This window comes from Thalassospira sp. ER-Se-21-Dark (assembly GCF_017922435.1).
In the GTDB taxonomy this organism is placed as follows: Bacteria; Pseudomonadota; Alphaproteobacteria; order Rhodospirillales; family Thalassospiraceae; genus Thalassospira.
In genome coordinates, this window is the sequence record NZ_VDEZ01000006.1 from 209,607 (window position 1) to 234,234 (window position 24,628).

General features: G+C 55.2%; 23 protein-coding genes. 5 read left to right on the forward strand and 18 right to left on the reverse strand.

Features of this window, described 5'->3' with window-relative positions:
* Positions 1–64: 64 nt before the first annotated feature.
* Together FHI25_RS19420 and FHI25_RS19425 are read right to left on the reverse strand one after the other, a co-directional pair.
* Positions 65–823, reverse strand: coding sequence for an SDR family oxidoreductase (locus tag FHI25_RS19420; protein ID WP_210520594.1), 759 nt, complete (start codon positions 821–823; stop codon positions 65–67).
* A 37-nt stretch (positions 824–860) separates the two neighbouring features.
* Positions 861–1,595: a TSUP family transporter gene (locus FHI25_RS19425; protein WP_210520603.1), complete on the reverse strand. Its 735-nt coding sequence runs from the start codon at positions 1,593–1,595 to the stop codon at positions 861–863.
* Between the two features lie 195 nt (positions 1,596–1,790).
* On the opposite strand from FHI25_RS19425, the gene FHI25_RS19430 reads away from it, so the two are divergent.
* On the forward strand, positions 1,791–3,110 hold the full coding sequence (locus FHI25_RS19430) for an aminotransferase class III-fold pyridoxal phosphate-dependent enzyme (RefSeq protein WP_210520606.1): 1,320 nt from the start codon (positions 1,791–1,793) through the stop codon (positions 3,108–3,110).
* Positions 3,111–3,171: 61 nt separating this feature from the next.
* On the opposite strand, the gene FHI25_RS19435 is transcribed toward FHI25_RS19430, so the two are convergent.
* Complete coding sequence (locus FHI25_RS19435; RefSeq protein WP_210520608.1) at positions 3,172–4,686, reverse strand: PLP-dependent aminotransferase family protein; 1,515 nt, start codon at positions 4,684–4,686, stop codon at positions 3,172–3,174.
* A gap of 234 nt (positions 4,687–4,920) precedes the next feature.
* Between FHI25_RS19435 and FHI25_RS19440 the strand changes: the two genes are divergently transcribed.
* From FHI25_RS19440 to FHI25_RS19455, 4 genes are all read left to right on the forward strand, one after another.
* Positions 4,921–6,063, forward strand: coding sequence for a substrate-binding domain-containing protein (locus FHI25_RS19440; RefSeq protein WP_210520611.1), 1,143 nt, complete (start codon positions 4,921–4,923; stop codon positions 6,061–6,063).
* 158 nt (positions 6,064–6,221) lie between these two features.
* Entirely contained in the window at positions 6,222–7,319 is a 1,098-nt protein-coding gene (locus tag FHI25_RS19445) for an ABC transporter ATP-binding protein (protein WP_210520613.1), read from the forward strand.
* Between the two features lie 13 nt (positions 7,320–7,332).
* A complete protein-coding gene (locus tag FHI25_RS19450; RefSeq protein WP_008891979.1) occupies positions 7,333–8,253 on the forward strand; it encodes an ABC transporter permease in 921 nt (306 codons plus the stop codon).
* Entirely contained in the window at positions 8,250–9,410 is a 1,161-nt protein-coding gene (locus FHI25_RS19455) for an ABC transporter permease (RefSeq protein WP_210520616.1), read from the forward strand. The genes FHI25_RS19450 and FHI25_RS19455 overlap by 4 nt, the downstream gene beginning before the upstream one ends.
* A gap of 85 nt (positions 9,411–9,495) precedes the next feature.
* Here the strand turns inward: FHI25_RS19455 and FHI25_RS19460 are convergent, their stop codons facing one another.
* The 15 genes from FHI25_RS19460 to FHI25_RS19530 form a co-directional block, all read right to left on the reverse strand.
* Positions 9,496–9,891, reverse strand: coding sequence for a RidA family protein (locus FHI25_RS19460; RefSeq protein WP_063090420.1), 396 nt, complete (start codon positions 9,889–9,891; stop codon positions 9,496–9,498).
* Positions 9,884–10,315, reverse strand: a complete 432-nt coding sequence (locus FHI25_RS19465) for a thioesterase family protein (RefSeq protein WP_210520618.1) — start codon at positions 10,313–10,315, stop codon at positions 9,884–9,886. The genes FHI25_RS19460 and FHI25_RS19465 overlap by 8 nt, the downstream gene beginning before the upstream one ends.
* Before the next feature lies 1 nt (position 10,316).
* Entirely contained in the window at positions 10,317–11,006 is a 690-nt protein-coding gene (locus FHI25_RS19470) for an ABC transporter ATP-binding protein (protein WP_210520620.1), read from the reverse strand.
* Between the two features lies 1 nt (position 11,007).
* A complete protein-coding gene (locus FHI25_RS19475; protein WP_210520623.1) occupies positions 11,008–11,757 on the reverse strand; it encodes an ABC transporter ATP-binding protein in 750 nt (249 codons plus the stop codon).
* The gene (locus FHI25_RS19480) at positions 11,750–12,736 is read right to left on the reverse strand and encodes a branched-chain amino acid ABC transporter permease (protein ID WP_210520631.1); all 987 of its coding nucleotides are present in this window, start codon (positions 12,734–12,736) and stop codon (positions 11,750–11,752) included. Before FHI25_RS19480 ends, FHI25_RS19475 begins: the two co-directional genes overlap by 8 nt.
* Positions 12,736–13,653 carry a branched-chain amino acid ABC transporter permease gene (locus tag FHI25_RS19485; protein ID WP_008891972.1) on the reverse strand — a complete coding sequence of 306 codons (918 nt, stop codon included), beginning with the start codon at positions 13,651–13,653 and terminating at the stop codon, positions 12,736–12,738. The genes FHI25_RS19480 and FHI25_RS19485 overlap by 1 nt, the downstream gene beginning before the upstream one ends.
* 340 nt (positions 13,654–13,993) lie before the next feature.
* On the reverse strand, positions 13,994–15,133 hold the full coding sequence (locus FHI25_RS19490) for an ABC transporter substrate-binding protein (protein WP_120225345.1): 1,140 nt from the start codon (positions 15,131–15,133) through the stop codon (positions 13,994–13,996).
* Between the two features lie 137 nt (positions 15,134–15,270).
* Positions 15,271–16,119 carry a tryptophan 2,3-dioxygenase gene (gene kynA, locus FHI25_RS19495; RefSeq protein ID WP_210520647.1) on the reverse strand — a complete coding sequence of 283 codons (849 nt, stop codon included), beginning with the start codon at positions 16,117–16,119 and terminating at the stop codon, positions 15,271–15,273.
* 1 nt (position 16,120) lies between these two features.
* Positions 16,121–17,314: a kynureninase gene (gene kynU, locus FHI25_RS19500; RefSeq protein ID WP_210520649.1), complete on the reverse strand. Its 1,194-nt coding sequence runs from the start codon at positions 17,312–17,314 to the stop codon at positions 16,121–16,123.
* Positions 17,311–18,936 carry an AMP-binding protein gene (locus FHI25_RS19505; protein ID WP_210520651.1) on the reverse strand — a complete coding sequence of 542 codons (1,626 nt, stop codon included), beginning with the start codon at positions 18,934–18,936 and terminating at the stop codon, positions 17,311–17,313. Before FHI25_RS19505 ends, kynU begins: the two co-directional genes overlap by 4 nt.
* Positions 18,937–18,961: 25 nt before the next feature.
* Positions 18,962–20,113 (reverse strand): acyl-CoA dehydrogenase family protein, encoded by a 1,152-nt coding sequence (locus FHI25_RS19510; protein WP_210520653.1) that lies wholly within the window; start codon positions 20,111–20,113, stop codon positions 18,962–18,964.
* Positions 20,113–20,925, reverse strand: a complete 813-nt coding sequence (locus FHI25_RS19515; RefSeq protein WP_210520655.1) for an enoyl-CoA hydratase family protein — start codon at positions 20,923–20,925, stop codon at positions 20,113–20,115. Before FHI25_RS19515 ends, FHI25_RS19510 begins: the two co-directional genes overlap by 1 nt.
* Positions 20,918–21,418 (reverse strand): MarR family transcriptional regulator, encoded by a 501-nt coding sequence (locus FHI25_RS19520; RefSeq protein ID WP_064781979.1) that lies wholly within the window; start codon positions 21,416–21,418, stop codon positions 20,918–20,920. The genes FHI25_RS19515 and FHI25_RS19520 overlap by 8 nt, the downstream gene beginning before the upstream one ends.
* Positions 21,415–22,173 (reverse strand): SDR family oxidoreductase, encoded by a 759-nt coding sequence (locus FHI25_RS19525; protein WP_210520656.1) that lies wholly within the window; start codon positions 22,171–22,173, stop codon positions 21,415–21,417. Before FHI25_RS19525 ends, FHI25_RS19520 begins: the two co-directional genes overlap by 4 nt.
* A 6-nt stretch (positions 22,174–22,179) precedes the next feature.
* Positions 22,180–24,474 carry a bifunctional salicylyl-CoA 5-hydroxylase/oxidoreductase gene (locus FHI25_RS19530; protein WP_210520658.1) on the reverse strand — a complete coding sequence of 765 codons (2,295 nt, stop codon included), beginning with the start codon at positions 24,472–24,474 and terminating at the stop codon, positions 22,180–22,182.
* Positions 24,475–24,628: the final 154 nt, after the last annotated feature.

The following is a 24,628-nucleotide window of genomic DNA, read 5'->3' on the forward strand; positions in this document are numbered from 1 at the left end:
TGGTGAGGGTTAAGTCATTCTGATCCAGAAGCCACCTTCACCAACGGATGTGCAAAATATGGGATCAAGCTTGCTTGCGATGAATGGCAAATGGCGACCAGCTTTGGCTGACCGGCATCACTTCCAGCGAGTTGACATTCACATGGGCTGGCAAGTTCGCCACCCAAAAGATGCTTTCGGCGATATCTTCGGGCTGGATCGGATCGGCACCACTGTAAAGCTTGTCGTAGGCTTCCTTGTTACCGCCGGTGCGGACCAGCGTGAATTCGCTTTCACAAAGCCCCGGTTCGATCGAGGTAACGCGAACGCCCGTTCCCGCCAGATCACAGCGAATACCCAACGAAAATTGCTGAACGAACGCCTTGGTCGCGCCATAGACGTTCCCGCCCGGATACGGCCAGTTCGATGCGATGGAAGCCAGGTTAACAATCGCCCCTTTTCGTTCGATCAGTTTATCAAGCAGGATGCGGGTAATGGCTACCAGACCCTTGGTGTTGGTATCAATCATCGTCATCCAGTCTGACAGATTGCATTCCTGTGCAGGACCGGTGCCAAGCGCCAAACCGGCATTGTTGACCAGAAGATCGATCTCGGCGAAGTCCGCCGGAAGACTGTCAATTGCGTTGCGGGTCGCATCGGCATCCTGAATATCAAAGCAAAGTGCATGGGCAACCGATGCGCCACCGAGTTCTTCGACAAGGGCGTCAAGCCGTTCGGCACGCCTGCCGGTCACGATGACTTTCCAGCCTTCCTTGACAAAACGCCGGGCCGTTGCCGCGCCAAAGCCAGAAGTTGCGCCGGTAATGAGTGCTGTTTTGGTCATGGGGATCTCCGGTGGTTTGAATGTTTTGGTGAGAGGCTTACAGACCAATCACGATGGTCTGGGCGAAACCGATAATGGCAATAAGAACGAGGCTGATGGCACAAACACGCCGCCAAGTGGTTGCCGACATGCTGCGATAGATCATCTCGCCGGGGAAATAGGCGATCATGGCAATCACCAGCAACGGCAAGACAAGTGCGATGAAATCATCTGGCAACATGCCCGCAGCCGCCCGCGTGATAAATCCCAGCACATCAACCGCACCGAAATAGATCGCAAGCGTGTTGCGCACTCGGACATCCTGCGTGCCACCGGCCAAAAGCCACGCTGCAACCAATGGTCCGCCAACGGCAAAGCCCGACATCAGTATACCGACCGAACAGGCCAGAAGTACCCCGATGACAAAATGTCCCATCCATTTTGGCGGATGGTGCAGCATGGCAACCAATGCCGCCACCGCAATCGCAAGATTGGTGGCAATCCGGATGGTCTGATCATCCAGCGCGAAGGCGACATAAGGGCCAAGCACCGCGCCGAAAAGGCCAAAACTCAGCAGGATCGAACAGGCCCGCCAGTCGACCTTGGCTCGATCAAAATCGCGCAGGATCAAACCGGTCAGGACAATATCAATGGTCAGGATGATCGGCGTTGCCGTTGCCGGGGCAAGCAAGCTTGACAGACCAAGTGCTGCCAGCAGTGCGAAGCCAAATCCGGTGACGCCACGAAACAGGGCGGCAACCGCGACGACCATGCCAGACAAGATCAGTTCCATGGAATTCCTCGTTGTTACAGACCTGAATTACGCCACTGATTGCGTCGGCAATAGAGCCACATCGTCGCTTTTGATGGAGCCACATGGCGATCTGGACCTAAATATTATCGAGTTCTGGCACTAACGCCATGAGAGGGGACGGGTTTAGCTAGCAGCATAATATTTCCGCCCACACTCTTGCCGACAGGAGCCAGCATGAACGTGTCCGTCAAGCCGAACATGACCAACCATTGGATGCCTTTCACCAACAACCGTCTGTTTCACGAAGAACCGCAGATGTTTGCCAAGGCAGAAGGTGTGAAATACTGGACCCCGGAAGGCCGTGAAATTCTGGATGGTTCGTCGGGTCTGTTTTGCTGTGCGGCCGGTCATGGACGCCCGGAAATCGCCGATGCGGTTTACAAGCAACTCAGCACGCTGGATTATTCACCGCATTTTCAGCGCGCCGCCCCCGTGTCGTTTGAATTTGCCGAAAAGCTGGCCGGTATCCTGCCAGACGGGCTTGATCGCGTGTTCTTTGCCGGATCGGGTTCCGAGGCGGTTGATACCGCAATGAAGATGTGTCTGGCCTATCACCGTGCGACCGGCAATGCCCAGCGCACCCGGTTCGTGTCACGCGCATGGGGTTATCATGGCGTAAACCTTGGCGGCACGTCGCTTGCCGGTATGGTCAATAACCGTCGTGATTTTTCGGGGATTACCTGTGATGTCGTGCATATGCGTCACACATGGACCGAAGAACAAAAATTCACCCGTGGTCAGCCGGAAACCGATGCCGATCTGGCCAATGATCTTGAAGAAATCTGCAAGACCTACGGCGGCGATACCATTGCCGGAGTCTTTGTCGAACCGATTGCCGGATCGATCGGCACCATCGTGCCACCCAAAGGGTATCTCGAGAAACTTCGTGCGATTTGCGACAAATACGGCATCCTGCTGGTATTTGACGAAGTGATTACCGGTTTTGGCCGAACAGGTTCTGCTTTCGCCTCCCAGGCATTCGCAGTCAAGCCGGACCTGATCACCATGGCCAAGGCACTGACCAACGGCGCTATTCCCATGAGTGCGGTTGCCACCAGTGCCGAAATTCAGGCGGCTGTCTTTGAGGCTGCCGGCGATGCGGATCGCCCGGAATTCTTCCATGGCTATACCTATTCCGCCCATCCGGTGGCCTGTGCCGCCGGGATCGCAGCCCTTGATATCTATGCCAATGACAAACTGTTTGAACGTGCCAACAGCCTGTCGTCGTATTTTCTTGATGGTGTGTTTGGTCTGCGCAACCTGCCCCATGTCAGCGATCTGCGCGGCTATGGCATGATGTCAGGCATTCAGTTGACACCGGGTGATGCGCCGGGGGCAAAAGGTAGCTGGGCACAGCGTGCGCTGTTTGACGAGGGTCTGCATGTCAAGGCCACCGGCGATGCAATCATTTTCGCCCCGGCATTCGTCAGCACCGAACAGGATATCGACGATATGGTTGCCATCCTTCAGAAGGTTCTTGGTACACCGACGTAATCTGCCTGCAAGGGACAGAAATCAATCTCAGGGGAGCGGTCCCCAGGGATCGCCATACAGCTTACTGTGCGGCGGTCCCTTTCCTGTTTTCGGCGATCACCGCCATGATGGCATTGCGCAACTGAGTGATGCCGGGCGCAATCTGATCGCGCTCAATCACGGCAAACCCAAGTCTGAGACGATCACGCGGTGCGCGGTCGGGATCGCAATAGTGCACATCGCCCGGTTCGACCAGAACGCCGCGTTTGGCGGCTTCGCGATGGACGGCCCATGCATCGATATTTTCGGGCAGCTTAACCCAAACCGCCGACCCGCCCGTCGTCGGGGTGACGTTCAATTCGGGCAATTGCCGCGAAATTTCGTTTTGCATCAATTGCCACTTTTCCGACAGGCGATCACGCGTCCGGCGCAGGTGTGAGTCCAGATGACCTTCACCGATGAACAAAGCCATGGCGCGCTGATCCTGCGCGGATGGGTGGCGGTAATTCAGGCGACGCAGCGCACGCAATTCCTTGATCAGTTCACTGTCGGCAAGGATGTAACCAATCCGCAAGCCGGGGAACATCAGCTTGGTCAGACTGCCGATATAGATGATATGGCCGGAATTATCGTAGCTTTTAAGCGCTGCGCGCTGATGACCAAGATAGTTGAGTTCGTGCTCGTAATCATCCTCAACCAGAATGAAGTCATCCTTGCGCGCCCGTTCAACCAGCTGCAAACGGCGATCCAGCGACATGGTGACACTTGTCGGGCACTGATGCGATGGTGTGGTGTAGACCATATCGCACTTCGACAGCACCGGTGAGTTGGCAAGACCTTCGCTATCAATCGGAAGCGGGCAGATTTCAGCCCCCGTGGAGGCAAAGATATTGCGCGCATCGACATAGCCCGGATCTTCGACGCCGACTGTCCTGCCCCGCCCTGCCAGAAGCTGCCCGACCAGAAAAAGGGCGTTCTGCGCGCCGATGGTAATCAGCAACTGTTCCGGATGGGCGCGCAAACCGCGATGGGGCAGAATGCGGGTGATGATCTGTTCAAGAAGTTGCGGGTCATCCATATCGACCTGATCGCCAACCCAGCTTTGCGAATGGGCAAGCGACCCGGCCAGCCGCATGGAATCGCGCCAGCGCGAAATGGTGGTTTTGTCGGGTGAAACTTGCCCGTAAATGAACGGATAGGGGAAATCGCGCCAGTTGGCCGGTTTGACGATATTGCGCGCCTCGGTCGGGCGGAACTGCAAATGGCGTCGCCACAAATCAGGATCGCGTTCCTTGGTAAACAGCGAAGCGGTTCGCGTATCCACACTCAGGCGCAGTTGCTGGCGAATATATTGCTCATTAACGAAATGCCCGCGCCGCCAGACAGCTGTCAGGTATCCATCATCGAGCAGGCGTTGATAAACCAGCACCACCGTATTGCGCGATACCTTAAGGGCCGATGCCAGATCGCGGGTCGATGGCAAGGGTTCATGCGATGGCAACCGACCTTCAAGAATCGCATCGACGAGGCCCTGATGCAGCTGTTGCTGCAGGGTTTGACCGGCAATTGCCGGATCCTCAAGTCGAATGTCGAGCATCGGTTATGCCCCTTTTATTCGGCACTGCAGCACGTTAACCGGCGTGGCACCATAGTTTTTGCCTTGTGGCTCTATTACTAGAGTAACCGGCAGATATACCATTTTGTCAATGCGATAAAGCAGGAACAAGAACCGCGATCATAATGCGGTCGGTTCAGGGAAGTTATGTCCACCAGGGAGGCGCATGGTGCGCCGCACATAAGGGAAAAATCCCGGCTATCAGGAGACATACGGATGACCAAGTTCACTTCCGGCCCGAAACTTAACCGGCGCACACTTCTTAAAGGTTCGCTTGCCGCCGGTTCGGCACTTGCAATGCCTGCAATTATCAGCAGAAAAGCACTCGCATCCTCTGGCGAAATCAACATTCTGATGTGGTCTGATTATCTGCCAGAGACGTTCCTCAAATCGTTTACCGATGCAACGGGGATCAAGGTGAATTACACCGGCATCGGCTCGAACGAGGAAATCATCAACAAGATGAAGGCTTCCAAAGGTCGTGGCTTTGATATCGTATCGCCGACCAACAACCGTGCCCTTCAGTGGAAGGCACTGGAACTGCTTCAGCCGTTTGACATGTCCAAAGTTGCCATTGAGGCGGTGAACCCGGCAATGGCCAAGATCGGCAGCACCGATTGGGCGTTTGAGGTCGGCTCCACCTATTGGTTGCCACATATCTGGGGCACCGAAGGCATGGCGTGGCGTACCGATATGTTCCAGCCAGACGGCATGTTCCCGTCCTATGGCGATGTCTGGTCCGAAGCCAATGCCGGCAAAACCATGGGCCGTGCGCATTCCATGATGCTGGGTGCCGGTCTTTACATGGAAACCACGGGCGAACTGGCCCCGGGTTCGGTCTGGAAGGCCTACACCTCCGAAGAGGAAATGCGCCCGGTCTGGGAAAAGATCACCGAATGGTGCATCGCGCGTAAAGGCAACATCAAACTGATCTGGAACGATGCCGATACCCAGAAGAACGGTCTTCTGAACGAAGGCGTCATCGTTGGTCAGACCTGGGATGGCCCGCCGCTTGCGCTTAAAACGGCTGGTGAACCTGTCATGTACCGTGCGCCGAAAGAAGGTGCGCTGGCATGGGTCGACGGCCTTGCCCTGCCGACCGGTGCCGAGAACATCGAACAGGCTTATGAGTTCATCAAATATGCCTACATGCCGGAACTGGCAGGTGAGGCAATTGACCATCACGGTTACAACTCCCCGGTTCTGGGTGCCGACAAGTTCGCAGGCGAAGCCTATGCCAAGAACTTTGCCGATGCCTATCCGGGCGAAGCATTGGCCAACCTCAACCCGTGGCCGTCCGAACCGCAGTGGTATGCCGACATGCGTACCGAATATGTGAACCGCTTCGAAAGCGCCTGATTCCGATCTTTGGGGCGGCACGACTTTGCGCGTGTCGCCCTTTTTGGGTTTCTAGGGACATGATCCTAGGGCCGATCCATTTCAAACAACAATAATTCCGGTGTCGCCTGTGTTTGCGGGCGAACGGGCTTTGACGTTTTCAGGGGGTTGTCAGTTCTATGACCAAAGAAATTTCGCTTGAGCATGTCTGGGTAGAGTTCGGCGAATTCACCGCTGTCCATAAAGCAAATCTGAACATCGCGGGTGGCGAGTTCTTTTCATTCCTCGGCCCATCGGGCTGTGGCAAGACAACGCTTCTGCGCTGTATTTCCGGTTTTCAGGAACCGACACGCGGCAAGGTCAAAATCGGTGGTCAGGACATGCGTGGCGTTGGCCCGAATAAACGTCCCACCGCCCTTATTTTCCAAAACCTTGCGCTTTTTCCGTTGCGTTCGGTCGCTGATAACATCGCCTTCCCGCTGGAAGTACGTGGTGTCGACAAGAAAACCCGGCGCAAACGTGCCGATGAGTTGCTTGAACTGATTGCCCTGCCCGGTCAGGGTGACAAAAAAGTCAGCGAACTTTCCGGTGGTCAGAAACAACGTGTGGCGATTGCCCGCGCCCTTGCGGTTGAACCAGATATCCTGCTTCTTGATGAACCGCTTTCGGCCCTTGATCTTAAACTGCGTCAACACATGCGCACCGAACTGCGCGCAATTCAAAAACAGGTCGGCCTGACCTTTATCTACATCACCCACGATCAGGGTGAGGCACTGACCATGTCAGACCGCATTGCAGTAATGAACAAGGGCAAGATCGAACAGATCGGAGATGGCAAGGCGGTCTATGATCACCCGACGACAAGCTTTGTCGCGTCATTTGTCGGTGAAAACAATGTGCTTGATGGCACGGTTTTGTCCAATGACGGCAAGGTGATGAAAATCGATGCCGGTCTTGGCACCCCCTTTACGGTCGAAAACCATCCGGCGGGCGGCCCCGCCCTTGCGCCCGGGGATGCCTGCCATCTGTTCGTGCGCCCGGAAGCCCTTCGGCTTTCGAAAGACGATAGTGCAATTAATCAGTTCGAAACCAACTTCGTCACCGAAGAGTTCGAAGGCAATATGCGCCATATCGTGATGAATGCGAGTGGCACGGACCTGAAGCTTTCGCTGATCAATGATGGCACCAATGCGATTGATGCCAGTGCCCCGGTCAAACTCGATTTCGCACCGGAAATGGGCATTGCGCTCAAACCGGGCGAATTGGCCAGCGCGTAAGGGGGGACGTATCATGCGTGATCTTTTTTACGACCTTGTCAGACGCAACGGGATGGCAGTCTCGATCTATCTGATGCTTGCGGTCAGTCTTTGGGTGTTCATTCTGATCATCCTGCCGCAACTGACCATGCTGGATTACTCGTTCCGATTTAACCTGCCACCGGCCAAAATTGGCGGCCCAGAAGACGTTTATACCCTTGAGCAATATCGATATTTCTTCCAGGGAAGCGGGGCATCGGACGGGATAAACACCCTAGATATCGGCATCCTGTTCAAAACGCTGCTTGCGGCCGTGTTTGTCACAGTTTTCGATTTGATCATCTGTTATCCGGTGGCCTTTGTACTGGCAAAGTCATCGACCGGTGCCAAGGCGCGCTTGCTGGTACTGGCGCTTATCGTGCCTTATTGGATCAACGAAATCCTGCGTGCCTTTGCATTTCGTATTCTGTTTGGCGCCACGGGTGTCATCAATGAAACCGGCATGGGGCTTGGACTTTGGGATACGCCGATTGACTTTATCCGTCAGGATGTCGCGCTTTATGCCGGTTTGGCTTATGCCTACATCCTTTTGATGATCTTTCCGCTTTATAACGCGATTGAAAGCCTTGATCGCAACCAGATCGAAGCCGCGCGTGACATGGGGGCCAACTGGTGGCAGGTCCATGCCAAGGTTGTCATTCCCTATGCCAAGCCGGGCATTGCATCGGGCATGACCATGGTCTTCATGCTGACATCCGGCGCACTTGCCGCACCGCAGATTTTAGGAGGCCCATCGAACCTGTGGTTCACGCAGCTGGTCTATCAATGGTTTAACTCTGGCGGCAACTGGCCGCGCGGATCGGCTTATGCGATGGTTCTGCTGATTGTCTGTATCGCGCTTGTGTTGCTGGTGATGCGCCTGTTCAAGGTATCGATCGGGGAGATCAAACAATGAAGATGAGATCCCCGACTGCATTGATCCCCGGTCTGTATTTGACCCTGTTCTTTGCCTATTTGTTCGGACCGTTGATCATTATGGTGATCACTGCGTTCAACTCGTCGACCTTCCCGCGTGTATCACCGTGGGAGTGTTTTACCACCGACTGGTTTGGCAAGCTTGCCAGCGATGACAAGCTTCTTTCCGGGCTTGGTAATTCGCTTTTGATCGGGGTGGGCGTTGTCTGTGTTGCCATTCCAATTGGTCTGGCAGCCGCAATCACGCTGTCACAGGTTGGTCCGAAATTACGCGCAGCCCTTTATACGATCTTCATTGCACCCATTCTCGTACCCGGCGTTGTCATCGGTCTTTCGACCCTGATTTTCTGGGACAGGATCGGCACCCTTTTCAATGCACCGTATGAAAGCTTCTTTTATGATGGGACGTTTCTGACCATCTTTGGTCAGGTGACCTTCATCGCCGCTTATTCGATGCTGGTGTTCCTGTCACGTATCCAGCGGTTTGACACCACGCTTACCGAGGCGGCCCTCGATATGGGGGCGACGCCAACGCAGGCGTTTGTCAAAGTGCTTTTGCCGTTCATGGCACCGGCGATTGGCTCGGCCACGGTTCTTGCGTTTCTGGCATCGCTTGAAAACTACAACACCACCGTGTTTACGATTGTTTCAAGCAGCACCTTCACCACCGTTCTGTCATCGAAGGTGCGGTATGGACTTGATCCATCAATCTCGGCCGTGGCGGTGATCATTATTGCCATCACGCTCATCGGGGCGATCATTTATGAATGCCGCAATCGCTATTACACCAAGGGCTGGGCCCATGTGATTGCCGAACGTCCGGCTTTGAGGATCGCGACCCATCCGGGAACGGTTGCCGTGATTTTGGGTGTTCTGACACTTGCCGCGGTTCTGTTTATCCAGAACCATGATTCCAGTGTCTGCACGGCGCAAGTCCTTGAAGAAAAGCGCGCCCTGCAACAACAGTTGATGGAACAGCAATCGATCAACACACCACAACAGGCTGTGCCAGCCCCGACAATGCCCAACCTTGGCCCGCTTGGCGGTGATGAAGGCGGGGCATCGGCACCAAGCCCGTTTGGCAACAACATCTTCTCGCCAGAGAACCTCGGAACGAGTGCCCCGGAAGGCAATTAAAAATTACCCTTCGGCAACCTGATCAACAAAAAGGGCAGCACGCGATGTGCTGCCCTTTTTTGTTCCGTCATGTCCTGATGCCTGATCAGGACGGAATGGCGGCGGTTGCCTCGATCTCGACCAGTGCTTCGTCTTCGACAAGTTCCTTGACCACAACCATGGTCATCGCCGGGAAATGCTTACCAAGAACGCGTTGATAGGCCTGCCCGACTTCGCGCTGATGGGCGAGATATTCCTTTTTATCCGTGACATACCAGGTCAGGCGGGCAATGTGTTCGGGCTTGCCGCCCGCGGCTTCAAGAACGGCGACAATGTTTTTAAGCGCCTGTTCCATCTGGCCGACAAAATCCTTGGCAACAAAGACCTGATCTTCGTTCCAGCCAATCTGGCCACCGATGTAAAGTCGGGCACCATCGGCCAAAACGCCGTTGGCATATCCCTTGGGCTGTTTCCATCCGTCAGGCTGAATGATTTTATGCATTGTTTTCTACCACTTGATTGATTTCTTTTTCGATTTTGGCACGCAAATCATCTGGCCATGCCACTGACTTTCCGGCCCCGTGTTTCGTAAAGACTAGGGTGACCGTTGTTTTCAGGCGTTGCTCGGCACCTGATCGTGCGGTGATTTCCAGCTCTAAACTGGAACGTCCGATCCGGGTCGGGATCAGACAAAATTCCAAAACATCGCCAAGTTTGCTTGGCGCGGTAAACGCGACACTGAGCGCTGCTGTCGGAACGGCAACCTTCATCGGACCATGCATGGTCGGAAACCCGAACCCGATGTCCTGATCAAACCATTCCTCGACCGTGGCATTCACCATCTCGAAATAGCGGGGATAGAAAACAATCCCCGCCGGATCGCAATGTTGAAACATGACTTTCTGAGTATAGGTGAATGCCGCCATATCAGACCCCCAGATACCGGTCAGCCAGATCGTCGGTCAGCTCATTCACCGCCCCACTCCAGGCCGTGATGCCCTTTTCAACAATCACATAGCGGTCCGCGACACCCGAAAGTTCCTTCAGCGACTTGTCGACCACAAGGATCGTCAGACCCGATTGTTTAAGCTGATTGATCGCAGCCCAGATTTCCTGACGCACGACGGGTGCCAGTCCCTCGGTTGCTTCATCGAGGATCAGCAAACGCGGGTTGGTCATCAAGGCACGGCCAATTGCCAGCATCTGTTGTTCACCGCCCGAGAGGGTCATGGCCTTTTGATCACGGCGTTCGGCAAGACGCGGGAATAGTCCCGCCACCCGGTCAAAATCCCATTCACCAGGACGGGCGGCAGCAATCAGGTTTTCGGTTACGCTCAACTGGGCAAAGCACCGGCGTCCTTCGGGCACCAGACCAAGACCAAGGCGGGCCGCCTTGTGCGATGGCATCTTTGCCAGATCCTGCCCGGCAAAGCGGATCGAACCATCACGATGTTCCATCATGCGAACGATTGTTTTGATCGTTGTCGTCTTGCCCATGCCGTTACGGCCCATAAGGGCGACGGCCTCGCCTTCGTTGAGGGATAAATCAATGCCAAACAGAGCCTGTGATGCGCCATAAAACGCGGTGACGCCACTAAGTTCGAGAAGTGCAGTCATATCAGGCTTCCTCCCCGAGATAGGCACGTTTGACATCATCATTGCCGCGGATTTCGTCCACTGTGCCGGTGGCAATGATCCGGCCATAGACCAGAACTGAAATCCGGTCTGCCAGCGCAAAGACCGCATCCATGTCATGTTCGACCAGAAGGATCGGTGCCTGTCCGCGCAAACCATCAAGGAACCCGGTAAGACGTTTGGAACCCTCCGGCCCCATACCGGCCATCGGTTCATCCAACAGAAACGCCTTGGGCTCCAGGGCAAGGGCGACGGCCATTTCGAGCTGGCGACGTTCCCCATGCGAGATATCAGCGGCACGCATTTGCGCCCGGTCCGCCAAGCCAACCCGTTCAAGCTGTGCCATGGCCGGTTCGACCAGCGACTTGTCGCCCAGCACCGGTTTAAAGAAGCGGAACACTTTGCCGCTGACCGACTGGCGCGCCAGCGTGACGTTTTGCAGGACCGAAAATTCCGGCATCAAAGAGGACACCTGAAACGTTCGGGCCAGCCCCATGCGGGATCGTGCCACCGCATCAAGCGCGTTGATGTTCTGACCGTTGAAATGGATATCGCCGCGGTCAGATTTGATCTCGCCCGCGATCTGTTTGATCAGGGTCGATTTACCTGCCCCGTTCGGACCGATCAGGGCGTGAATTTCGCCCGGCCGCAGATCAAGCGTGACACTGTCACTGGCCAAAAGCGACCCGAACTGCTTGGTGACATCGGAAAGCGAAAGAATGGCATCAGGCATGTTTACGCTCCCCCGCCAGAACACCGACAAGTCCACCGCGCGCAAACAGCACGACCAGAAGCAGCAGGACACCCAACGGCAACTGCCAGAATTCCCAAACACCGCCCAGAAGGTGTTCCAGAATGATGTAAAGTGCCGCACCGGCAAGCGGACCAAACAAACGCCCGACCCCGCCCAGAATGACAAACACCATGATTTCACCTGACATATGCCAAGACAACATGGTCGGGCTGACAAACCTGTTGAGATCGGCATAAAGCGCACCGGCAAGGGCGGTGATCATCGCCGAAATCACAAAGGCAACCAGACGAATGCGAAACGGTGCAATACCAACCGCCGTCATGCGTTGCGGGTTCTGACGCGCCCCCTGAAGGGCAAGACCGAAGCGCGAGCGGATCAGAACGGCCGAAAATACCATCGCAATCGCCAGCATAACGGCACAAAGGGCAAAGAAGCTGATCGGATCAAGGGTGTTGATCCCCGGGAAACCATTGCGCACATAGATCGACAAGCCGTCTTCCCCGCCATAGGCCGGCCAGGAGATCGCGAAGTAATAGATCATCTGCGCAAAGGCCAGCGTGATCATGATGAAATAGACCCCGCTGGTGCGCAGCGTAATCGCCCCGATCACCAGTGCAACAAGTGCCGACACCACAAGGGCGACAATCCAGATGACGATCATCTGGGTTGTGCCTTCGATCAGGAACGGGCTTTCCATGATCGGTTCATAGTTCAGCGCATGGCTGGCAAGGATACCGGCCGCATAACCGCCAATACCGAAGAACGCGGCATGCCCGAACGACACAAGTCCGCCATAGCCCAGCACAAGGTTCAGCCCGACACCGGCCATTGCAAAGATCGCGACCTTGGTGGCAAGGGTGATGATGAATGGTTCATCCATGCCAAGCGCGATCAGCGGAACGGCGATCAGCGCAATCGCAAGGATGGAATTAATCAGAAACTCGCGGTTCATGGTCATCAGGAAGTCGCCCCGAACAGACCGCTTGGCCGCAGGAACAGAACCAGCGCCATCACGATATAAATCAACATGGATGCCAGTGCCGAGCCAATCGCCGTGGCACTTGACGGATCAAGGAAGGTCGCAAACGCATGCGGCAACAGAAAACGCCCCATCGTGTCGGTAAACCCAACCAGCAAGGAGCCGACCAATGCCCCCTTAATGGAGCCGATGCCGCCAATGACGATCACGACAAAGGCCAGAATAAGAACCGGTTCACCCATGCCAACCTGAACCGACTGGGTCGTGCCGACAAAGGCACCGGCAAGCCCGGCCAACGCAGCCCCAAGGGCAAAGACGATGGTGTAAAGACGATCAATATCGACACCAAGGGCCGCGATCATGCCACGGTCCGCCTCGCCCGCACGGATGCGGATGCCAAGACGGGTTTTGCCGATCAACAGGAACAAACCGACCGCAACAGCAAGCCCGGCAACAATAATGGCCAAACGGAAAAGCGGATATTGCGATCCGCCCGGCAGGATAACAGTGCCGGTCAGGAAATCAGGCACGCTTAAAAACAGCGGGAAGGATCCGAAAATCCAGCGGGTGCCTTCGGAAAAAATCAAAATAAGCGCAAAAGTCGCCAGAACCTGATCAAGGTGATCACGGTTATAAAGACGGCGGATAATCAACATTTCGACCAGTGCACCGGCAATAGCAGCCGCCATCAAACTGGCGACAAGCCCCAGCCAGAAAGACCCGGTCCATGCAGCCACAGCCGCACAGGCAAACGCACCGATCATATAAAGGGAGCCATGGGCAAGATTAATCAGGCCCATCACACCGAAAACCAGCGTCAGCCCCGATGCCATCAAAAACAGCATCACCCCGGACTGAAGGCCGTTTAACAGCTGCTCCAGAAAAAGAGAAAACATTATTGGAAACTCCGTCACAAGGTGTAGGGTCCAAACTCATTCACATAATCGGTCCGGTCTCCCGGATTTGTGCGGATATGCGGAGCAAAATCGCAGGAAGATTAATATCTTTCAAGATTTTGCGACAAAATAGCCCGTGCAAATCCGGGTGATCCGAAGGACAACTGATATGAGAGAAAGCCTCTGCGTCAAATCCCTTGACCGGGGATCACCCCGCTCTGCGGGATTTTCCTAGCTTTTTCTCTCATATCAGTTGCCGGATCGGTCATGTGAATGAGTTTGGACCCTAGGGGCCGATTACAAAATCGAAACCGGCCCCCGGCCTCTTGTCAGCTCTTTATTACATCGAGCATTCCGACGCATAGGCGTCAGAGTGATCCGTCAGCGCCGTACCAATGATCTTGTTGGTCAGCACATCGCCTTCTTTGACGACTTCACGGACATAGATGTCCTGGATCGGATGCTGGTTCGGGCCAAAGATGAACTTGCCACGTACCGAGTTGAAGTCAGCTGCACGCAGCGCATCACGGAATGCATCAGCATCCGAGACGCTTGCCTTGTCCATGGCTGACAACAGAAGGTTCGCGGTGTCAAAGCCATAAGACGCATAAAGCGACGGCAGACGACCGTATTCAGCCTGGAACGTTTCAACGAACGCCTTGTTGGTGGCGTTGTCGATGTCTTTTGACCAGTTCGAGGTGTTCTTGAAGCCAAGCGCATCATCGCCAACCGCACCAAGAATACCCTGATCCATCGAGAAGGCCGGACCGATCAGCGGGATATCAACACCGGACTGGGCATACTGCTTCATGAAGGCAATACCCATGCCGCCCGGCAGGAAGAAGAAGACGCTTTCTGCACCCGATGCACGGATCTGTGCGATTTCGGCAGCATAATCGGTCTGACCAAGCTTGGTGTAAACTTCGTCGGTGATGTCACCGAGGAAGAAACGTTTGAAGCCCGACAGGGAATCTTTGCCTGCCGGATAGTTCGGGGCAAGGATGAATGCACTGTTATAACCGGCACTTGATGCATAGCCACCGGCTGCTTCGTGCAGGTTGTCGTTCTGATAGGAAACGCTGAAATAGTTCTTGTTGCAGCCCTTGCCTGCCAGCTGCGACGGTGCCGCGTTAACCGAAAGATAGAACTTGTCCTGAGCAACCGCAGACGGCACAACCGCCATCGCAAGGTTCGACCAGATGATACCGGTCAGAACATCAACCTTGTCCTGCTGGATCATTTTATCGGCCAGCTGAACCGCGATATCCGGTTTGCGCTGATCGTCTTCGATAACGACTTCAAGATCGGGATTGTTTGCCTGTTTGACAGCAAGCATGAAGCCGTCACGTGCATCAATACCAAGCCCTGCACCACCGCCAGAAAGTGTGGTGATCATCCCCACCTTGACCGGCTCTGCCTGCGCAGCTCCGGCTGCAAGCAAAGCAGCTGCTGCTGCGATGGTTGTCTTAATACCCTTCATTTAAGCCTCCGTGTTTATACAATTTTTCATTTAGCAACACGTTGATCCCGCAACATTTATGTCTTTATGCGTCACGGTTTTAGTGAACCTGATGCCTGCCCCTGATTTTGCAGTATTTGCATCCGGTCCGTCCATCCTCAAAGCGCGGTTCTAACCCGCCAGAGTTCCGGAAACAGTTCTACTTCCAACATTTTCTTCAGGTAACTGACGCCTCCCGTGCCGCCAGTGCCACGCTTGAACCCGATCACGCGTTCGACCGTCGTGACATGGTTAAAGCGCCATCGCCGGAAATAGTCTTCGAAATCGACCAGCTTTTCCGCCAATTCATAAAGCGACCAGTATTTACCCGGATCGCTGTAAACCTTTTGCCAGGCGGCGATCACCGCATCATCAGCCGCATAGGGTGCCGACACATCACGGTTCAGAACGTCCGCTGGCACCTCAATCCCGTCTTCTGCGTTCAGCAAGCGAAGGGCTTCGTCATAAAGGCTGGGTGTTGCCAGCTCTGCCTTCAGCATTTCGGTGATGTCTTCGCGGTGCGCATGCGGGCGCAACATCGCATGGTTGCGATTGCCCAGCATGAATTCGATCAGGCGATACTGATAGGACTGGAACCCCGATGACGGGCCAAGTGCATCGCGAAACGTCGTATAATCGCTTGGCGTCATGGTGCGCAGGACATCCCAGGCATTGTTCAGCTGTTCGAAAATACGCGACACACGCGCCAGCATCTTGAACGCCGGGCGCAGATCACCACCGTGGATCGCCTTGCGCGCCGCACTGATTTCGCGAATGGCAAGCTTCATCCAAAGTTCGGATGTCTGGTGCTGAATGATGAAAAGCATTTCATCATGGGCATCCGATTGTGGATGCTGCGCTGTCAGGATTGCATCAAGCGACAGATAATCCCCATAGGACATCTGATCGGAGAAATCCGTGCGAGCCCCCTCGGTGCTGGGATCATATGGCGAGGTCTGCTTTGCCATCTCAGGTCACCGCATTGCGTTTGTGGAATTCCGGCTTGTCCCAAGCGCGGGTTTCCATGATTTCAGCCAAAATCTTCACCGCACCATCAACATCACCCTTGTCGATATAAAGCGGGGTAAAGCCAAAGCGGATCACATCCGGTGCGCGGAAGTCACCAATCACACCACGCGCAATCAAGGCCTGCATGACGGCATAGCCCTGATCAAACTTGAACGACACCTGCGATCCACGTTCTTCGGGATTGCGCGGGCTTGCCAGTTCCAGCATCGGACAATTTGCCTCGCCCCCGGCGATGAATTGTTCGCACAGCTCGATGCTGCGTTTGCGAATATCGGCCATATCAACGCCGTCCCATGCCTTCATGGCTTCTTCCAACACGGTCATCTGAATAACCGGCGGTGTGCCGACACGCATCCGCGATACATCCGCTGCCGGGGTATAGTCGGGATCAAAGGCAAAGGGTGCGGCGTGCCCCAACCAGCCCGAAAGCGCCGGACGGGCAGTTTTGGCATGATCCGGGCGGACATAGATAAAGGCCGGCGCACCGGGACCACCATTGAGATACTTGTACGTACAGCCCACAGCGAAATCGGCATTGCAGCCTGCCAGATCAACCGGCACAGCCCCGGCCGAATGCGCCAAATCCCAGATCACCAACGCACCAGCGGCATGCGCCAGATCGGTAAGGCGTTTCATATCATGCATTCGCCCGGTGCGGTAATCCACCTGGGTCAGCATCAGCACCGCCAGATCCTCGTTGATCAGGCTTTCGACATCTTCGGGGTTCGGTGTTTTCAACACATGACCACGATCAAGCGACTTTATCAGGCCGTCAGCCATGTAAAGATCGGTCGGGAAGTTGCCATTATCAGAAACGATTACCTTGCGATCCGGGCGCATTTCAAGCGCACTTGCGAGTGCCTGATAAACCTTGATCGACAGGGTATCACCCATCACCACAGTACCGGGTGCTGCCCCGATCAAACGTGCGACAAGATTGCCGACACGTTCGGGTTGCTCCATCCATTTGGCATCGTTCCAGCCACGGATCAGCATTTCCCCCCATTCCTGTTCGATCATCTCCTTGGCGCGGTTGGCCGCCGTTTTCGGCAGCACACCAAGCGAGTTCCCATCAAGGTAAATCACACCTTCCGGGATATGAAACAGGGATTTGGTGGCGGCAAAGTCGGTCATGCAGACGGTTCCTGTTTCAGTCTGAAGCGCTGGATTTTTCCAGTCGCGGTTTTTGGCAACGCCTCGATAAAGACGACGGAGCGCGGATATTTAAACGGCGCGATGGTCGCTTTTACATGATCCTGAAGCGCTTTGGCCATCTCGGGCGTTGGGTCGAACCCTTCTGCCAGGACAATATGCGCCTGAACGATCATTCCGCGTTCCTCGTCGGACGCGCCAACAACCGCACATTCCGCCACCGACGCATGCGCCAGCAAGGCAGCCTCGACCTCTGGCCCGGCGATGTTGTAGCCCGACGACACAATCATATCGTCGTTGCGTGCCGCGAAATGATAGTAGCCGTCTTCATCAACAAAGAACGCATCCCCCGTCAGGTTCCAGCCATCGCGGACATAGACGCTTTGACGCACGTCATCCAGATAACGGCATCCCGTGGGTCCGCGCACCGCAAGGCGCCCGACGGTTCCGACCGGCACTTCGTTCATTTTATCATCGACGATCTTGGCCTCGTATCCGGTGACCGGACGCCCCGTGCAGGCCGGGTGGCTGTCGCCGAACCGGTTGGAAATAAAGATATGAAGCATCTCGGTCGCACCGATGCCATCAAGCATCGGCTTACCGGTTTTTGCCATCCACGCTTCATAGACCGGGGCCGGCAGTGTTTCACCGGCCGACACGGCGGCGCGCAGTGATGACAGATCAGCACCATCTTCCATTGCTGATAACATCACCCGATACGCAGTCGGTGCAGTAAAGCAGACCGTTGCCTTATAGGTTTCGATAATTTCGATCATGTTGGGTGGCGATGCCTTTTCAAGCAAGGTCGCCGTCGCCCCGAACCGCAGCGGAAAGATCGCAAGCCCGCCAAGCCCGAACGTAAAGGCCAGCGGCGGGGAGCCGACAAACACGTCATCAGGGGTGACATTCAGCACTTCCTTGGCATAACCATCAGCAATGATCAAAAGATCCCGATGGAAATGCATGGTCGCCTTGGGGCTGCCCGTGGTGCCCGATGTAAAACCCAACAAGGCAACATCATCGCGCCCGGTCTTGACCGCTTCGAACTTGACCGATTTGGTCAGCGCAATGCGATCAAGCTCCGCATCATGATTGGCCGTACCATCAAAGCCGATCACCTTTTTAAGGAACTTGCTGTCCTTGGCGCACGCCACCAGTTCATCCATCAGGCGCGTGTCACACAGGGCAAATTCGACCTCGGCCTTGTCGACGATCTGGCCCAACTCGCCGGCTCGCAGCATCGGCATGGTATTGACCACAACCGCCCCGGCCTTGGTCGCGGCCAGCCAGCAAGCCACCATTGCGGGGTTGTTGGCCGACCGGATCAGGATGCGGTTGCCGGGTTTGACACCGTAATCCTCAGCCAATGCATGGGCGATCCGGTTGGTCCAGTCTGCCAGTTCCTTATAGGTCCGCTGACGACCATTGCCGATCAGGGCGGTGTTATCGCCAAATCCCTGTTCGACCATCTTGTCGGTCAGTTCGACCCCGGCATTCAGATATTCGGGATAATCAAACCCATCCAGATTGATATCCGGCCATTCTGCAAACGGGGGCAATTTATCCCGTGTGAAGCTATCGGTATGTGCGGTTGGTCCGAGCATTGTGAAGTCCCTGATACAGCCATTATTACGCCAGCGTTTGCCGTGCGATGATTATTTTCTGGACGTCGGATGCGCCTTCATAAATGCGAAGGGCACGAATTTCCCGGTAAAGCGATTCAACGATGTGCCCGCTGCGCACACCATCGCCGCCATGAATTTGCACCGCCTTATCAATGACGGTTTGTGCATGATCGGTTGAATAAAGTTTGGCCATCGCCGCTTCGCGACTAACCCGCGCAGCACCACTGTCCTTAAGCCAGGCAGCGCGATAAACCAGAAGGGCCGAGGCATCTATATCAAGCGCCATGTCCGCAACATGCCCCTGCACCATCTGCAAATCAAAAAGTGGCGCGCCAAACAGTTCGCGTTCCTGAACGCGGGTGACGGTTTCATCAAGCGCCCGTCTGGCAAAGCCAAGGGCAGCGGCCGCGACAGTGGAACGGAAAACATCCAGAACCGACATCGCGATCTTGAAGCCATCCCCACCCTTGCCCATCAGGGCGGAGGCCGGAATACGGCAATCTGTAAATTTCAAACGTGCCAACGGATGGGGCGCGATGGTGTGCAGGCGCTCCGCGATTTCAAAGCCGGGCACGTTCGCCGGAACGATGAAAGCCGAAAGACCCTTGGCCCCGGGGGCCTCACCCGTGCGGGCAAAGACACAATAGAAATCGGCAATGCCGCCGTTTGAAATCCATGTCTTTTCACCGTTCAGAACGAAATCATCACCATCACGTTTTGCCTCAAGCGCGATATTGGCAACGTCCGAGCCCGATTGCGGTTCGGTCAGTGCAAAGGCGGCAATCGCCTTGCCGGAACGGACTTTTGGCAACCAGTTATCTTTCTGGTCGTTTGTTCCGAACAAGGAGATTGCGCCACTCCCCAACCCTTGCATCGCAAATGAAAAATCAGCAAGCCCGTCATAACTCGCCAGTGTTTCGCGGATCAGGCAAAGCGATCTGACATCAAGCTTTGATCCCGCGTCAGCCGGATCAATCGCGGCATGACGCAACCAGTCGCCACTGGCCAGACGTGCCACAAGATCGCGACAGGCCGCATCGACATCTTCGTGATTGATGCCCTTTATGTTGCTTGCGGCCCAATCATCAAGCTTTGCCGCCAGTTCACGATGGCGGTCTTCAAAGAATGGCCAATCAAGATAGGTCTTATCTGCCATCAGTCGCCCTCGAACACCGGTTTTTCCTTGGCAACGAATGCCTTGTAGGCGCGATTGAAATCCCCGGTCTGCATGCAGATTGCCTGCGCCTGTGCTTCGGCCTCGATCGCCTGTTCGATCGACATATTCCATTCCTGGGCCAGCATGGTTTTGGTCATCATGTGACCAAAGTTCGGGCCTTGGGATATACGGGTCGCAAGTGCAATCGCTTCGGCCTCAAGCGCGTCAGCTTCGACCAGACGATTATAAAAGCCCCAACGTTCGCCCTCCTCTGCCGACATGGATCGGCCGGTATAAAGAAGCTCCGCCGCGCGGCCCTGCCCGATGATGCGCGGCAGGATGGCACATGCCCCCATGTCACATCCTGCAAGACCAACACGGGTGAACAGAAAGGCGGTTTTCGATGCCGCCGTTGCCAGTCGCAGATCAGATGCCATGGCAATGATGGCCCCGGCGCCGACACAAACGCCGTCGACCGCGGCAATTACCGGTTTGCCACATCCAATGATCGCCTTGACCAGATCACCGGTCATGCGGGTGAATTCCAGAAGGCCCTTCATGTCCTTGTCGATCAGCGGCCCGATGATGTCATGCACATCCCCGCCAGAGCAGAAATTGCCCCCGTTCGAGCCAAACACGACCGCCTTGACGTCATCGGCATAGACCAGATCGCGGAATGTATCGCGAAGCTCGGCATAGCTTTCAAAGGTCAGCGGGTTCTTGCGATCCGGGCGATCAAGGGAAATGACCGCAACGTCGCCTTCCATGCGCCAGTTGAAATGTTTGGGCGTGATGTTTGCCATCTTAGTCATGGTGGGGCGCCTCGTTATGATGGGAAATGTTGCGCAGGATGCGGATCAGGGCATCGGCATCGCCAGACGACAAATCGGAAAACAGGTCCGAAACCCAACCTTCATGTACCAGCGCACGTTCAGCGAAATCTTTTTCACCCGCCGGGGTCAGGCGGACAATCGATGCCCGGCGATCATTTTCGACCGGCATGCGAACAACCAATCCCTCTGCCACCAGACGATCAACGATCCCGGTGACATTGCCGTTTGATACCATGAGCGACTTTGAAAGCTCGCTCATGCGCATGCCATCGCGTTCACGATAAAGGGCGGCCAATACGTCAAAGCGCGGCAAGGTTGATCCGAACTCAAGGCGCATCTTTTCACGCAGCTCGCCTTCGATCTTGCGCGACACCTTCAGGATTTGCAGCCAGGCGCGTAACCGTGCCTTCGACAGATCAGAGGTTTCATTTCCTGCCCGTTCGGAAAGTGCTTCGGATTTGTTCATATTCATACTTCTCCTCCCGAAACGGAAATCGTCTGTCCCGTTATCGATGCCGCCTTGGGGCTGCAAAGCCACATGACGGTTTCAGCAACCTCTTCCGGCTGGATAAACCGGTTTTGCGGATTGATTTTGGCAAGGCTTGCGCGCGCGGCGTCCTTGCTCATGCCGGTTTTGGCAACGATGTTTTCCACCGACTTTGCCAACATCGGCGTTTCCATGAAGCCCGGACAAACCGCATTGATCGTGATCGGGCTGTTGGCCAACTCTGCCGCCATACCCTTGACCATGCCCACAACGCCATGTTTCGCTGCACAATACGCCGTGACATAGGCATAGCCCTTAAGCCCGGCGGTCGAGGCGATTGAAATCAGCCGCCCCGGCTTGGTCTTGTCCATCGCAGCCAATCCTTCGCGGAATGTCAAAAACGTACCGGTCAGATTGACATTCATGGTCCGCTGCCAAAGATCGACCGATGTTTTGCCAATCGGTGCACTTTCGGCCATGCCAGCATTGGCGATCACCAGATCGGGGGTGCCAACCACATCGACCATGGTTGTGAACATATCTTGCACTGATGTTTCATCGGTGACATCGGCCACGATGGCAGTGATGTTTTGATGTTCGGCAACCTCGGCTAGCACATCTGATCGCCGTCCGGATACTACAACCTTCACCCCGGCATCGGCGAGCATCCGGGCCATCACGGCCCCGACACCGGAACCGCCACCGGTGATCAATGCGTTATGAACGGCAAGATCGCGCATGTGTGCTTATACCTTTCCGGTCATGGTTTCTGCGCGCTCGGCAAGACGGCACATCTGATCACGCCCGGCATAATACGGGGCCGGCCAGTTTTCGGTGCGATTGCCAAGGCTGGCTGCCTGATGCAGCGTCCAATACGGATTGGCCAGATGCGGCCGAGCCAAACAAACAAGATCGGCACGCCCGGCCATCAGGATCGAATTGACGTGATCGGCCTCATAGATATTGCCAACCGCCATGGTCGGAATACCGGCTTCGTTGCGAATACGGTCGGAAAACGGCGTCTGGAACATGCGACCATAAACCGGCTTGGCATCCGTCGTCGTCTGCCCCGCCGAAACGTCACAGATATCGACGTCATTGGCTTTCAGCATCTTGGCAATCTCGACCGCTTCTTCTGGCGTAACGCCACCATCGCCGACCCAGTCATTGGCCGAAATTCGCACCGACATTGGCTTGTTGTTGGGCCAAGCCGCACGAACCGCGTTAATGACTTCCAGTGGATAGCGCATCCGGTTTTCAAGCGAGCCGCCATATTCATCATCGCGGGTATTACTGACCGGACTGATAAAGGATGACAGAAGATAGCCATGCGCGGCATGAACCTCGATCATGTCAAAGCCTGCCCGATCCGCCATTTCGGCAGACGCAACAAACTGATCACGAACCATATCCATGTCTTCACGCGTCATTGCCTTTGGCACCGCATTGTGGTCCGACCATGCGATGGCAGATGCCGACATCAGCGGCCAGTTGCCATCCTTTAATGGTGCGTCCATTTCTTCCCAGCCAAGCTGGGTCGAACCCTTGCGCCCGGAATGGCCAATCTGCATGCAGACCTTGGCATCCGTCTCTGCATGAATGAAATCTGTAATCCGCGCCCAGGCCTTCTCGTGGCTGGCATCATAGGCACCCGGACAGCCCGGTGTGATGCGGCCTTCCGGCGAAACACAGGTCATTTCGGTATAAACCAAACCTGCCCCGCCTTTTGCGCGCTCGGCGTAATGCACCAGATGCCAGTCGGTCGGGCAGCCATCAACCGCCTTGTACTGTGCCATCGGCGAGACAACGATGCGGTTCTTAAGCGACATGTCGCGCAACTGATAAGGCACGAACATCGGATGGCGAACCGGTGCACTTTCCGGAAGGCCCGCCTGCGTCTGGAACCATTTTTCCGCACCTTCAAGCCATTTGGCATCGCGCAGGCGCAGGTTTTCGTGACTGATGCGCTGCGATCTGGTCAAAAGAGAATAGGTAAACTGGGTTGGATCAAAATCGAAATAGCGTCCGATTTCCTCGAACCATTCCATCGAGTTGCGCGCAGCCGATTGCAGACGCAGGACCTCAAGACGGCGTTCGTCCTCATATTTGCCAAAGGCCGACTTAAGGTCACCTTCGGAATGCAGGTAGTTCGCCAGCGCAATCGCACTTTCAAGTGCAAGCTTGGTTCCTGACCCGATGGAAAAATGCGCTGTTGCCGCCGCATCGCCCATCAGAACGATGTTTTCATGTGACCAGCTTTTGCACAGAACGCGTGGGAAGCTCAGCCAGGCCGACCCGCGAATATGGTGCGCATTGCTGATCAGATTGTGACCGCCCAGATGATCCTTGAAGATATCCTCGCAAGTCGCAATCGACTCTTCCTTCGACATCTCGCCAAAACCATAGGCATCCCAGGTTTCTTGCGTGCATTCGACAATGAAGGTCGCGGTTTCGTCATCAAACTGATAGGCGTGCGCCCAAACCCAACCCTTGTCGGTTTCCTCAAAGATGAAGGTAAAGGCGTCATCGAATTTCTGATGCGTACCCAGCCAGACGAACTTGCATTTGCGCGTATCGATATCGGGCTGGAAATGTTCGGCAAATTCGGTGCGGGTTCTGGAATTCAGGCCGTCACTGGCAACGACAAGATCAAATTCCTTGGCGTAATGCGCGGCACTTTCGGCCTCGGTCTCAAACCGAAGCTCCACACCAAGTTCGCGTGCCCGATCTTGCAACAGGATCAGAAGCTTTTTGCGACCAATGCCGCAGAACCCGTGACCGGTGGAAATCGTCTTTTCGCCGCGATACTGAACCGCGACATCATCCCAATAGGAAAAGTTGGCGCGAATGGCCTCGGCACTTTTGGTGTCATTCTCGGCCAGATTGTCCAGCGTCTCGTCAGACAGCACCACGCCCCAGCCAAATGTGTCATCCGGCTTGTTGCGTTCAATCACAACAACCTCATGCGCGGGGTCGCGCAATTTCATCGAGATTGCAAAATAAAGCCCCGCAGGACCGCCACCCAGACAAGCTACTCTCACCAGCTTTTCCCCTCCTGATTTGTTTGGTTGTTTCGGGAAACTGATAAAACGGTACGCCTCGTTTTATTTTATTTCAAGCACAAATATTTTAAGTTTGAAATATCTACGGATTTGCCTAGAATTTGATCCATAACCAGAATGCACCAGACAGGTG